This is a genomic window from Aeromonas sp. QDB17 (assembly GCF_027705305.1).
Classification (GTDB): Bacteria; Pseudomonadota; Gammaproteobacteria; order Enterobacterales; family Aeromonadaceae; genus Aeromonas; species Aeromonas caviae.
Genome location: NZ_JAPDBP010000009.1, coordinates 151,732 through 164,419, shown reverse-complemented (window position 1 = coordinate 164,419; position 12,688 = coordinate 151,732). Strand labels below are relative to the sequence as shown.

14 protein-coding genes are annotated in these 12,688 nt (G+C 63.2%); 9 read left to right on the top strand and 5 right to left on the bottom strand.

Annotated features, from left to right (window positions below; all coding sequences use genetic code 11):
• Positions 1 to 175: 175 nt before the first annotated feature.
• A complete protein-coding gene (locus OKC41_RS10085) occupies positions 176 to 448 on the top strand; it encodes a late competence development ComFB family protein (RefSeq protein ID WP_201894676.1) in 273 nt (90 codons plus the stop codon).
• Here OKC41_RS10085 and OKC41_RS10080 read toward each other — a convergent pair.
• Positions 445 to 654, bottom strand: a complete 210-nt coding sequence (locus OKC41_RS10080; protein ID WP_010675758.1) for a hypothetical protein — start codon at positions 652 to 654, stop codon at positions 445 to 447. The genes OKC41_RS10085 and OKC41_RS10080 overlap by 4 nt on opposite strands.
• 299 nt (positions 655 to 953) lie before the next feature.
• Here OKC41_RS10080 and nhaC point away from each other — a divergent pair, with 299 nt between their 5' ends.
• The 7 genes from nhaC (at position 954) to OKC41_RS10045 (ending at position 9,161) form a co-directional block, all read left to right on the top strand.
• Complete coding sequence (nhaC, locus tag OKC41_RS10075; RefSeq protein ID WP_270671952.1) at positions 954 to 2,363, top strand: Na+/H+ antiporter NhaC; 1,410 nt, start codon at positions 954 to 956, stop codon at positions 2,361 to 2,363.
• Between the two features lie 105 nt (positions 2,364 to 2,468).
• Entirely contained in the window at positions 2,469 to 3,392 is a 924-nt protein-coding gene (locus OKC41_RS10070) for a LysR family transcriptional regulator (protein ID WP_010675760.1), read from the top strand.
• A gap of 196 nt (positions 3,393 to 3,588) precedes the next feature.
• Positions 3,589 to 4,734, top strand: a complete 1,146-nt coding sequence (locus tag OKC41_RS10065) for an ABC transporter substrate-binding protein (RefSeq protein WP_270671949.1) — start codon at positions 3,589 to 3,591, stop codon at positions 4,732 to 4,734.
• Between the two features lie 165 nt (positions 4,735 to 4,899).
• Positions 4,900 to 5,913: an ABC transporter ATP-binding protein gene (locus OKC41_RS10060; protein ID WP_201894608.1), complete on the top strand. Its 1,014-nt coding sequence runs from the start codon at positions 4,900 to 4,902 to the stop codon at positions 5,911 to 5,913.
• Positions 5,910 to 6,878: an ABC transporter permease gene (locus tag OKC41_RS10055; RefSeq protein WP_201894607.1), complete on the top strand. Its 969-nt coding sequence runs from the start codon at positions 5,910 to 5,912 to the stop codon at positions 6,876 to 6,878. The genes OKC41_RS10060 and OKC41_RS10055 overlap by 4 nt, the downstream gene beginning before the upstream one ends.
• A 7-nt stretch (positions 6,879 to 6,885) precedes the next feature.
• The gene (locus tag OKC41_RS10050) at positions 6,886 to 7,701 is read left to right on the top strand and encodes an ABC transporter permease (RefSeq protein ID WP_010636002.1); all 816 of its coding nucleotides are present in this window, start codon (positions 6,886 to 6,888) and stop codon (positions 7,699 to 7,701) included.
• A gap of 29 nt (positions 7,702 to 7,730) precedes the next feature.
• A complete protein-coding gene (locus tag OKC41_RS10045; protein ID WP_270671947.1) occupies positions 7,731 to 9,161 on the top strand; it encodes a gamma-aminobutyraldehyde dehydrogenase in 1,431 nt (476 codons plus the stop codon).
• A gap of 122 nt (positions 9,162 to 9,283) precedes the next feature.
• Here the strand turns inward: OKC41_RS10045 and cyoE are convergent, their stop codons facing one another.
• From cyoE to OKC41_RS10025, 4 genes are read right to left on the bottom strand one after another with little or no spacing between them, the layout of a single operon-like run.
• Positions 9,284 to 10,189: a heme o synthase gene (gene cyoE / locus OKC41_RS10040; protein ID WP_180907080.1), complete on the bottom strand. Its 906-nt coding sequence runs from the start codon at positions 10,187 to 10,189 to the stop codon at positions 9,284 to 9,286.
• Positions 10,186 to 11,196, bottom strand: coding sequence for a COX15/CtaA family protein (locus OKC41_RS10035; protein ID WP_270671945.1), 1,011 nt, complete (start codon positions 11,194 to 11,196; stop codon positions 10,186 to 10,188). The genes cyoE and OKC41_RS10035 overlap by 4 nt, the downstream gene beginning before the upstream one ends.
• Before the next feature lie 59 nt (positions 11,197 to 11,255).
• A complete protein-coding gene (locus OKC41_RS10030; RefSeq protein WP_042878279.1) occupies positions 11,256 to 11,738 on the bottom strand; it encodes a hypothetical protein in 483 nt (160 codons plus the stop codon).
• Positions 11,735 to 12,400, bottom strand: a complete 666-nt coding sequence (locus OKC41_RS10025) for an SURF1 family protein (RefSeq protein ID WP_270671944.1) — start codon at positions 12,398 to 12,400, stop codon at positions 11,735 to 11,737. The genes OKC41_RS10030 and OKC41_RS10025 overlap by 4 nt, the downstream gene beginning before the upstream one ends.
• A 78-nt stretch (positions 12,401 to 12,478) precedes the next feature.
• Between OKC41_RS10025 and OKC41_RS10020 the strand changes: the two genes are divergently transcribed.
• Positions 12,479 to 12,685, top strand: coding sequence for a DUF2909 family protein (locus OKC41_RS10020; protein ID WP_039039709.1), 207 nt, complete (start codon positions 12,479 to 12,481; stop codon positions 12,683 to 12,685).
• The last annotated feature ends 3 nt before the right edge of the window (positions 12,686 to 12,688 follow it).

Sequence of the window (12,688 nt, the reverse complement as noted above, 5' to 3'; positions counted from 1 at the left end):
GGAATTGGTAGACGCGCTAGCTTCAGGTGTTAGTGTCCCACGGATGTGAGGGTTCGAGTCCCTCTCTTCGCACCATAATTCTGCAAAGGCCCGTTACGAGAGTAACGGGCCTTTTGTGTTTTCATGCCCCATGGCTATGCTGTTGAAGATGCTGCGCCACCACGGGGGTTTTCCCATGATCCTGGATACCGATATTCACAACTTCTATGAGCATCTGGTGCTCAAGGAGATAGAAAAACAGGGGTTGGCTCGAACATTGACCCCCTATCAGCTGGCAGACCTCTGCTGCCTGACACTCAACCAGCTTCCTTCCCACTACATCCGTCACGATGTCGACATGATCTACTTCACGACAGACGCCGAACGCAACGAGATGGAGAAGAAGGTCATCGCCTCCCTGCGCCAGGCCTACGACAAGATCCAGGCCGTCCCCACTCGCCAGGCTTAATGCCAGCCCTGCTGCCAGAGCAGAGTGACGACCCCTGTCATTCCCGCAACCGGCAGCAGGATCAACACCGGTCTCAGCCTGGGTTCCAGCATGACCCAGGCAGCCAGCAAGAACCCCAGGCTCCAGAACCCGTATTCCTTCTCCTGACCCCAGACCAGCACCGCCAGAAGGGCGGCCAAGAGCAGAGCGCGTGCTATCCAGTTCATTGGCATTGGTCCGAAAAACATTAATGATAACTATTATCATCTTTGGTGTCACCATCTGCAATCGAACTTGCCTATGGATCTCCGGCTATCAAACGGTGTCGATTGAACAGTGAAAAATGCCGATTAGATCAACTATTTTGTGGGATTTTAAAATTTTAAAGCTGTTTTGCCGAATGAGCAGGGATTTTACACCTCCGCTTTATGGTAGATTGCGCCCTCTTTTGGTAAGCCCCTCGGGATAGACACATCCGCAGGACGAGAGGGGCTGACCTTGGCGAGCAAGAGTTTAGGGAGCGTCTATGCAAAACCAACAACACCACATCCGATTGCCGGGCATGTCGCAAGTATTTGCCTGCCTGGCCATTTTCCTGGCCCTGGCCTTCTCCTTCACCAGCGTGCTGGATCTGCCAATCCAGCTGGCACTGTTCATCGCCTGGTTCGTCATCATGGGACTCGGCATCAAGCTCGGCCACGATTACAAATCCCTGGAGCAGGCGGCGGTCGACGGCGTCGCCAAGGGGATGGGGGCCATCCTGATACTGATCTCCGTCGGTGCCCTGGTGGGCACCTGGATTGCCGGCGGTATCGTCCCCAGCATCATCTACTTCGGCCTCAAGGTGATACACCCCTCCATCTTCCTGCTGGCGACCCTGATCATCAGCTCCCTCACCTCGCTGGCCACCGGCACCTCCTGGGGCTCGGCGGCCACCGCCGGCATCGCCATGATGGGTATAGGCCACAGCCTGGGGGTACCCGCGCCGCTGGTAGCCGGTGCCGTGCTCTCCGGCGTCTACTTCGGTGACAAGCTCTCCCCGCTCTCCGACTCCGTGGTGCTGGCCTCGACCATGTCCAACGTCGATGTGATGGAACACATCAAGGGGATGCTGCCCATCAGCCTGTTCTCCTACGTCATCACCGCCGCCCTGTTCACCGTGGTCGGCATGCAGTACTCCGGCAACGTCAGCCTGGAGCAGGTCAATCTGGTGATGGACGCCCTCGACAAACAGTTCAACATCACCCCCATGGCCATAGTGCCCGTGGTGCTGGTGCTGGGCCTGTTGGCCAACCGCAAGCCCGCCTTCCCGGTGATCAGCTTCGGCGCCTTGCTGGGTCTTGTCTGGGCCATCGTCTTCCAGGACATGGATCCGGTGAAGGCGATGCACTCCGCCTACAGCCCGTTTGCCATCACCTCCGGCGTCGATTTCATCGACAACATCCTGGGCCGTGGCGGCATGGAGTCCATGCTGGGTTCCGTGGCCGTCATCATCTTCGGCTTGGGCTTCGGCGGTCTGCTGGAGAAGGTCGGCATCCTGGAAGTAATCGCCAGCGCCTTCGAGAAGCGCATCAACAGCGCCGGCAGCCTGACCAGCCACACCATAGGCACCGCCTTCCTGGCCAACGTGTTCGGTTCCGCCATGTATGTGTCCCTGATCCTGACCCCCAAGATCATGGCCAAGAACTACGACCGGCTGGGGCTTGCGCGCAAGAACCTCTCCCGCAACGCCGAGTTTGGCGGCACCCTCACCTGCGGCATGGTGCCCTGGAGCGACAACGGCATCTTCATGGCCGGGGTCCTCGGGGTAGCGACCCTCGACTACCTGCCCTACATGTGGCTCAGCTTCACCTGCATCATTGTGACCATCACCCTCGCCTATCTGGGCAAGGGAGTGAACCGTGTACCGGTCACAGAGGCGGTGACAGCCCGCTAATTTCCGTAAAAACAACGACAAAGGCGCCATCACGGCGCCTTTTGTCTGGGTGCGATTCGAGGTTAAGCTGGCACTCACCTTGATCCCACGTGGCAGGACGCCCAGATGAACTTCACCTTTCGCCAGATCCGCTATTTCGTGGCGGTGGCCGACAGCTTCTCGGTGAGCCGCGCAGCCGCCGAGCTGCACATCTCCCAGTCGGCGGTCACCAGCGCCATCCGCGAGCTGGAGACCGAGCTCGGCGCCGCCCTGTTCGAGCGCAATCCGCGCGGGGTCAGCCTCACCACCCAGGGCCACCAGTTTCTGCTGCACGCCCGTCGCATCCTAAGCGCCATGACCGAAGCCAGCCAGTCCCTCAAGGCGGTAGCCCAGCAGGATCAGGGGCGGCTTACCATAGGCGTAACCACCCTGGTTGCTGGCTACTACCTGTCGGAGGCCCTCGGCCGCTTTCGCCGCGCCTTCCCGGCGGTACAGATCGAGGTGAAAGAGGATGAGCAGCCCTATCTCGAACACCAGATCGTCAACGGTGAGGTGGACGTGGGGATCCTGATGACCAACCGCACCATCCGCCAGGAGGCGTTCGATACCGAGCTGCTGACCCGCTCGCCGCTGCGGGTCTGGCTCGCCGCCAACCACCCCCTCTGCGCCGAGTCGACCCTCTCCCTCAAGGCGCTCGGCGAGGAGCCCATGATCTCGCTGACCGCCGACCAGCTGGACCAGATCATCGGCGGCGGCCTGCGCCGCTACGGTATCGCGCCGCGCATCGTGCTGCGGACCGCCTCGGTGGAAGCGGTGCGCAGCCTGGTGGCGAGCCAGCTCGGGCTCGCCCTGCTGCCGGACTTTGCCTACCGTCCCTGGTCCCTGGAGCAGGAGCGGGTCGAGGCCCGCGCCATCAAGGAGCCCATCCCCGCCATCGACATCGGTCTGGTGTGGCGGCGCGGCTCGCGCCTTGACTGGGCCGCACGCGAGTTCATCGACATCGCCAGAGATCAGAGCCGGCTACGGGCCCGCCAGCACCTCCCCCGCTAGGACTGAGCCTGAACAGCCGTGACTCCGGCAAAAAAATCAGATTCATCCGCACTCGATATCGATTTTACAGATACCCAAGCCGTTAAAAATTGAAATTCTCATTGCTCCCGGCTTCTCCTACGCTCATGACTGGTTAACAGGATGTTAATGCCTACTGTGGCGCCGCCACGGTTGCCAATCATGCAAGGAGAGCAAGATGAAATTGACCCCTCTGACCCTGGCCCTGATCCCGGCGCTGCTGGCAAGCCAGGTCCAGGCTGCCCCCACCACCCTCGGCAAGGGTGAAGGCCAGCTCAACATCGTGGCCTGGGCCGGCTACGTGGAGCGCGGCGAGACCGACAAGAACTACGACTGGGTGACCGGCTTCGAGAAAGAGACCGGCTGCAAGGTCAACGTCAAGACGGCCGCCACCTCGGACGAGATGGTGGCGCTGATGAACGAGGGGGGCTTCGATCTGGTGACCGCCTCCGGCGACGCCAGCCTGCGCCTCATCGCCGGCGGCAAGGTGCAGGCACTCAACCTGGCGCTCATCCCGAGCTACGGCAAGATAGACCCCCGCCTGCAGAATGCCCCCTGGCACACGGTAGACGGCAAGCACTACGGCGTGCCCTACCAGTGGGGCGGCAACATCTTGATGTACAACACCAAAGTGTTCCCCAAGGCGCCCGACTCCTGGAGCGTGGTGTTCGAGGAACAGACCCTGCCGGACGGCAAGTCCAACAAGGGGCGGGTGCAGGCGTTCGACGGCCCGATCCACATCGCCGATGCCGCCCTCTATCTGATGAGCCACCAGCCGGCGCTCGGCATCATGGATCCCTATGAGCTGAACGAGGATCAGTACAAGGCCGCCCTCGACCTCCTGCGCCAGCAGCGCAAGCTGGTGGGACGCTACTGGCACGATGCCTTCGTCCAGATCGACGACTTCAAGAACGAGGGGGTGGTGGCCTCCGGCTCCTGGCCGTTCCAGGCCAATACCCTGATCGCCGACAAGCAGCCCATCGCCACGACGGTGCCCAAGGAAGGGGTCACCGGCTGGGCCGATACCAGCATGGTGCACAGCGAAGCGAAGAACCTCACCTGTGCCTATCAGTGGCTGGAGCACTCCCTCAACAACAAGCTGCAGGGGGATCTCGCCTCCTGGTTCGGGTCCGTGCCCGTGGTGCCGGCCGCCTGCGAGGGCAATGCCCTGCTCGGGAAAGAGGGGTGCAAGATCAACGGCATCGACAACTTCGATCGGGTTCACTTCTGGCGTACTCCCGTCTCCCAGTGCAAGAGCCAGGGAACCTGCGTGCCGTATTACCGCTGGGTCTCGGACTATATCGCTATTCTGGGTGGCCGCTGATGCTGGTAGAACAAGGCCATATCCCAGCGGCAGGGGACCTGCGTGTCCTCTGTGCTACCGCTGGGTTTCGGACTATATCGCCATCCTGGGTGGCCGCTAAGACCGGATAACCAGATGGGGCCGGACAGGAGTCCGGCCCGCTTCCCACACAGACAAGGACGTCCCATGAACGCCGTACAATTTGACCGGGTCAGCCGCCACTATGGCGAGGTGAAGGCGGTCGACGACATCTCCTTCCAGATCCCGGCTGGCGAGTTTTTCACCCTGCTGGGGCCAAGCGGTTCCGGCAAGACCACCTGCCTGCGGATGATCGCGGGCTTCGAGTACCCGAGCGAGGGGGAGATCCGGCTGTTCGGCGAGCCCTGCTCCACCGTGCCTCCCTACGACCGCAACCTCAATACCGTGTTTCAGGACTACGCCCTGTTTCCCAACATGGATGTGCGCGACAACATCGGCTACGGCCTGATGCTCAAGGGCGTCGCCAAGGCGGAGCGTTACCGCAAGGTGGACGAGATGCTGGAGATGGTACGCTTGCCCGGCGTCGGCAACCGCAAGCCGGGCCAGCTCTCCGGCGGCCAGCGCCAGCGCATCGCCATCGCCCGGGCACTGATCAACCAGCCGCGCATCCTGCTGCTGGACGAGCCGCTGGGGGCCCTCGACCTCAAGCTGCGCGAGCAGATGCAGCTCGAACTCAAAGCCTTGCAGCGCCAGCTCGGCATCACCTTCATCTTCGTCACCCACGATCAGCAGGAGGCGCTCTCCATGAGCGACCGCATCTGCATCTTCAATCAGGGCAAGATCGAGCAGATCGCCGCGCCGGATACTGTCTATGACGCCCCCGCCACCCCCTTCGTCGCCCGCTTCGTCGGCACCGTCAACCTGTTCGAGGGAGAGCAGGCCAGGCGTCTGTGCGGCGATGAGCGCCAGATGATGGTGCGCCCGGAGCGGATCCGCCTCGCCGAGGCCGGCACGCCCGGCTGGTCAGGGGAAGTGCGCGAGGTTGAGTACCTCGGCCCCTTCGTGCGCTACCGGGTTGATCTCGGCGAGCAGCTCGAGCTTATCGTCAACTACCCCAACGAGGGCCAGGCCCGTCTGCCCCGTGGCGCCCGGGTCAGCCTCAGCTGGCCGGAGCAGGCGATCCATCGCCTGCACACCGCCCCTCAGGGAGCTCAACCATGAGCGCCCCCCACAGTGCGAGCCTTGCCATGAGCCAACCCACTGCCCCCCTCTCCTATCGGCCGCTGCGGCGCCTCTCCACCCTGCTCTATGGCCGCTCCGGCCTGCTGCTGGCCATCCTGCTCGGGCCGCCCCTGCTCTGGCTTGGCATCATCTATGTCGGCTCCCTGCTGATGCTGCTCTCCAACGCCTTCTTCGGGCTGGACGAGTTCAGCGGCCAGATCCGCCACGAACTGGGCCTACAGAACTTCGTCGCCCTGCTGCGGGCGGAGAACCTGGACGTGATCCTGCGCACCGTCGGCATGTCGCTGCTGGTAACCCTGGCCTGCGCCCTGCTCGGTTTTCCGATCGCCTACTACATGGCGCGCTACACCAGCGGCAAGACCCGGGCCCTGTTCTACGTCGGCATCATGCTGCCGCTCTGGTCCAGCTATCTGGTGCGGGTCTACGCCTGGAAGCTGATCCTGGCCAAGGAGGGGGTCATCAGCTGGCTGGCAGATACTCTGGGACTGGACTGGCTGCTGGACGCCATCCTCTCGCTGCCGGTGATCGGGGGACCGTCGCTGTCGTTCTCGCGCATCGGCACCTTCATCGTGTTCGTCTACGTCTGGCTGCCCTTCATGATCCTGCCCATCCAGGCGGCGGTGGAGCGGATCCCGCGATCCCTGCTGGAAGCGAGCGGCGATCTCGGCGCCACCCCGGCCCAGACCTTTCGCACTCTGATCCTGCCGCTGGCCCTGCCCGGCGTGGTGGCGGGCTCCATCTTCACCTTCTCCCTGACGCTGGGGGACTACATCATCCCCGGCATCATAGGCAACTCCACCATGTACATAGGTCAGGTGGTCTACATGCAGCAGGGCACGGCGGGCAACCTGCCCTTCGCCGCCGCCTTCTCGCTGGTGCCGATCCTCATCATCGCCATCTACCTGACCATCGCGAAACGCTTGGGGGCCTTCGATGCGCTCTAATACTTCCATGAAACGGGACCATGGCAGCCAGCCCTCCGGCCTGCTCAAGTACGCGGCCATCGGCGGCCTCCTGTTCCTGCACTTCCCGATCCTGTTCATCTTCCTTTACGCCTTCACCAGCGAGAGCAAGAGCTACCAGTTCCCACCCCCCGGGCTCACCCTCAAGTGGTTCGAGGTGACCCTCAACCGCCCCGACGTATGGCGCGCCATCCAGCTGTCGCTGGAAGTGGCCGGGCTCGCTACCCTGGTGGCCATGGTGCTCGGCACCCTGGCGGCGGGGGCCATCGCCCGCAGCCGCTTCTTCGGCCAGGAGGTGGTGTCGCTGTTGCTGGTGCTGCCCATCGCCCTGCCCGGCATCGTCACCGGCATCGCGCTGCGCTCCGCCTACGGGGTGATGGAGATCCCCTTCAGCTTCTGGACCATCGTCATCGGTCACGCCACCTTCTGCGTGGTGGTGGTCTACAACAATGCGCTGGCTCGCTTTCGCCGCACCAACCAGAGCCTCATCGAGGCGTCGATGGATCTCGGGGCCGACGGCTTCCAGACCCTGCGCTACGTGATCCTGCCCAACCTCGCCACCGCCCTGCTGGCGGGGGGCATGCTGGCGTTTGCCCTCAGCTTTGACGAGGTGATCGTCACCACCTTCACCGCTGGCCAGCAGACCACGCTGCCGATCTGGATGTATCAGGAGCTGATCCGGCCACGGGACAGGCCGGTCACCAACGTGGTGGCGCTCATCATAGTGGCCTTCACCACCATTCCCATTCTGCTTGCCTACTACCTCACCCGCGACGGCCAGGACGTCGCCGGCAGTGGCAAATAACGACTCAACGCGTGCGCAAGGATGCAACCATGAAACTCTCTACCCAACTTTTGATCGACGGTCAGTTCGTCACCGGTGACGGCCAGGCCGAGCCCATCCTCAACCCGGCCACCGGGGAGTTCATAGCCTCCGTGCCAGAAGCCTCGTTCGAGCAGGTGAACCGGGCGGTGAACGGCGCCCAGCGCGCCTTCGCCCAGTGGAGCCGCACCACCCCGGCCCAACGCAGCACCCTGCTGCTGCGCCTGGCCGATGCCATCGAGCGCCACGCCGAGGAGTTTGCGGCGCTCGAATCCCTCAACTGCGGCAAGCCCTATCTGGCGGTGCTCAATGACGAGCTGCCCGCGGTGGTGGACTGCTTCCGTTTCTTCGCCGGCGCCGCCCGCTGCCTGCAGGGGCCACTGGCGGGGGAGTACATCGAGGGGCACACCAGCATGATCCGCCGCGACCCCATCGGGGTGGTGGGCAGTATCGCCCCCTGGAACTATCCGTTGATGATGGCGGCCTGGAAGATGGCCCCGGTGCTCGCCGCCGGCAATACGGTGGTGCTCAAGCCCTCCGAACAGACCCCGCTCACCGCCCTGCGCCTGGCGGAGCTCGCCAGCGAGCTCTTCCCGCGCGGCGTCATCAACATCGTCTGCGGCCGGGGCGAGAGCGTGGGGGCTCCGCTGGTGGAGCACCCGCTCGTGCGCATGGTGTCGCTCACCGGTGACATCGCCACCGGTCAGAAGATCCTGCAGAGCGCCGCCCGCACCATGAAGCGCACCCACCTGGAGCTTGGCGGCAAGGCGCCGGTCATCATCTTCGACGATGCAGACCTGGAGGCCGTGGTGGCGGGCATTCGCACCTTCGGTTTCTACAACGCCGGCCAGGATTGCACCGCCGCCTGCCGCATCTACGCCCAGGGCAAGATCTACGACAAGTTTGTCGCCGCCATGACCGAGGCGGTCGCCTCCATCAAGGTGGGCGGTCCGCGCGAGGAGGGGGTGGAGATGGGGCCGCTCATCTCGGACCGGCAGCGCAACCGGGTGGCCAGCTTCGTGGAGCGGGCCCAGAGCAGCGGTCACGTGGAGGTGACGGCGGGGGGCAAGATCCGCCCCGGCAACGGCTTCTTCTTCGAGCCGACCCTGATCGCCCACGCCCGTCAGGAGGATGAAATCGTGCGCCGGGAGGTGTTCGGCCCGGTGGTGTCGGTGACCCGCTTCAGCGACGCCGAGCAGGTGGTGCAGTGGGCCAACGACTCGGACTACGGCCTCGCCAGCTCGGTCTGGACCAAGGATCTGAGCCTTGCCAGCAAGGTGGCCAGCCACCTGCAGTACGGCTGCACCTGGATCAACACCCACTTCATGCTCACCTCCGAGATGCCCCATGGCGGCATGAAGATGTCCGGCTACGGCAAGGATCTCTCCCTCTATGCGCTGGAGGACTACACGGTGCCGCGCCATATCATGGTCAAGCTCTAGGCTCCCGTCCCCCTGAAAACAAGATGGCCCCAAGGGGCCATCTTGTTTTGCATCAGGTCTGTGCATCCCTGCTGTGCACCGACGCAGCGTTACCATTCACCCGACCTCGACCCGCATCAACGTCATGACAACCGCCACAGCCAGTGGTGATCCAAAATAAGCAGACCAAACAGCAGCATCAGGTGATAGATGGAGAAACGGAAGGTGCGCATCGCCTGGCCGGGGCGCTCCTCATATTTCAACAACCAGCCATGCCAGCAGAATCCAAGGTTCAGCCCCAAACTGCCGACCAGGTAGACAAGCCCCGACATACCAATCAGATAGGGTAGCAGGCAGACGAGCGTCAGGATCAGCAGATAGAGCAGGATGGCTGTCTTGGTGAAATCAGTGCCGTGGGTGACCGGCAGCATGGGAATGTCGGCACCGGCATAGTCATCGCGCCGGTGGATGGCCAAAGACCAGAAATGGGGCGGCGTCCAGGTAAAGATGATCATCACCAGCAGCCAGGGCTCGGCCGAAAGCTGCCCCGTGATGCTGGTCCAGCCCAAGAGCGGTGGCATGGCTCCCGCCAATCCGCCGATGACGATATTCTGCGGCGTGGCCCGCTTCAGCAGCAGGGTATAGACGACCGCATAGCCGAACAGGCTGGCCAAAGTCAGCCAGGCAGTCAGGGGATTCACGCCCCAATGGAGCAGAACAAACCCCGACAGTGCCAGACAGATCGCAAAACTCATCGCCTGCCCCGGCGTGATCCGTCCCATGGCGACCGGGCGCCAGCGCGTTCTGCGCATCCGGGCATCGATGCCGCTATCCAGAGAGTGGTTCATGGCCGCCGCCCCGGCAGCGAGCAGTCCAATCCCCGCCAGGCCCAGTATCATCTCGTCCAGAGAGGCGCGTGTCGGCTCGGCCAGCAGCATGCCCACCCAGGCGGTCAGGAGCAGCAGGGCGACCACCTTTGGTTTGGTCAACTGACAATAATCGCGCACCCGGCGGAGGGCGAAGCGCTGTGCCCGCCCTCTCCCATTCATGTCCGGCTCCTGACCATCCCAGGGGGTCGCAAGGGGTCGTGATGAGGCACAGAGAGCCTCCCGCGCGCCAGCACACAGCAAACCAGAAGGTGGGCTGCCACCAGATTGTGCGCAAGGGCGTTGGCCAACGGCAGGGCCAGATGGACGTTCGCCAATCCCAAGGCAATCTGCACGGTCAGCAGACCCAGCAACAACCAGCCAAACCCTCTCAAGGGGGGCCGCTGGCAGAGCAGCGCGAGGGCGAAAGCACCCACCAGCAAGGCCGTGGTCAGCGCTCCCAGGCGATGGGCGATGTGAATGGTCTGGCGCGCCTCCTTGCCCAGCACGCCGAACTCATAGCTGGCGTGCCCCAGAGGGAGATGAAAGGCTTGCGCCCAATTCAGCTCTGCCTGCCAGTTGCCCTGGCACAAGGGAAACTCCACACACGCCATGGCCGCATAGTTCGCCGACGTCCAGCCCCCCAGCGCGATCTGCAGCAGCAACACGCCACAGGCCATGCTGCCAAGCCAGGAAACGCCCTGGTGTACGGGCGGGGGTGAAGGGAAACCTGCCAATTCGGCCCGATAGAGCCAAAGCAAGGTCAGGATGGCGAAACCGCCCAGCAGATGAGTGGTCACCACCAGGGGATGCAGGGCCAGGGTCACCGTCCACATACCCAGTGCCGCTTGACCCGCAACCAGCACCAGCAAGATGAGCGAGAGGTGGCGCAGTCGGCCGCCTGCCCGCCAGCCCAAGCCGGACAGGAGCACAATCACGCCTCCCAGCACCCCGGCGAAGTAGCGATGCACCATCTCGCTGCGCGCCTTGTGAGGAACAAGCGGGCTGGCCGGATAGCGCTGTGCCGCCAGTTCCGCATGCGCGGCGCGGGGAATGGCCAGGGAACCATAGCAACCAGGCCAATCGGGGCAAGCCAACCCGGCATCCGTCAACCGGGTATAAGCACCGAGCGCGATGACCAGTACTGCCAGCGCAATGGCCACGGAGGCCAGCCTCTTGTGCATCTTCATATGCCGCCTCGTTGACCGTGCAGTAGCCAGAAGATGCGAGTCCCATGCCGGCTGCATCGTCACTGCACCCCACGCTGATACTTGAGCAGTTGCTGCAGATCCGACAGTACCGCCTTGCCAAGCAACGGCCAGGTCGTCGTGCTGCCGGGCACCTCGTAACGCAAGATGGCCAGCCCGCGGTCGTCCACCAGCAGTATATCCCCCTCCCTCATTTCACTGTTTGCCTCGTGAGGTGGCGTCAACTGGACCAGCTCCAGCTTGTCCAGATTACGGCCAAGTGCGGCCTGGATACGTGCCATCAGCGCGGGGACCTGCCGGCATTGCCCCTCGCAGCGAGGGGCCACCAGATAGACCAGTCGCCATTGGTGCTGATGGGCAGGAAGCGGTTGCAACAGGTAGATCTCCTGGTGCAGCCAGTGCCCCTTGCTGCGCGTGCCGGGTTCATACCAGCCCTGGTGAAGAGTCAGAGCCGCCAGCACCACAGGCAGCAGGATCACCGCAGCAAAGAGCGCTGGCACCCGCCAGCGTCGCCATCCGCTCATGGGGAGAACCTCCTCGTCAGCATGACCCCTCCTGACAGAACCACCAGCGCCAAGCCGAGCCATTGCACCGCATAGGCCCGGTGTTTTTCAGGAGGCATGACATTGTGCTGGTAGTGATAGAGGAATGGGGTTCGTCTTTGATACAACACGGCGTCTGCAAGCGGGGCTCCGATTGCCTGTCGCAGGGTCTCGACCCTGATGGATTGCAGCCGGTTCGGGTAGGGGCCTGGTTCTATGTTCTGTCCCAGCAGGAAGCCGCCGGGAGCCATGCGCAGAACACCTTCAAGGGTCATTACGGCGGGGATGGCGGGATTGGGTAATTGCGACCTGTCGGATGGCGCGGGCACCCATCCCAGGTTGACCAGCAACAGTGAGGAGCCCCCCTCTGCGCGTACCGGGATGAGCACGTCATAGCCAACCTCCCCGTTGACGATCTGGTTGTCCAGCAACCAGACATAAGGGCTGACCCACTCGGCTTTCCCTTGCAGAGGCTGGCCATCCAGTGACTCCGGGTGTTGCCAGTCGATCTGGGCCAATGTCCTTGGCCCGGCCTGCTGCATCTTTGCCATCTGCGCCAGCCAGGCCGTTTTTTCCATTCCGCGCTGCCACTGCCAGAACGCCAGCTTGCACAAACCGGCCGTCACCACCAGAGTGAACAACAAGACGAACCAGCGTCTGTGATGCCATGGTCGTCGCTTGTCTCGTGCAGCCGAATCGCGCATATCGAGGAGGATCCCAAGATGTTGATCAAGGTCGTGCTGGTACTCATGCTGCTGCTCATCATCGGCCAGCTGTTTCACGCCCTCTGGCTGATGCTCAGTGCAGGCAATACGCAAAAGATGTCGGTACCTCTGGGCCGGCGCGTCTTCTTCTCCCTGCTGGTGGTCATCATACTGCTGCTCTCTCTCGCGATGGGCTGGCTGGAGCCCAACCCGCGCCCCTACTGAGCA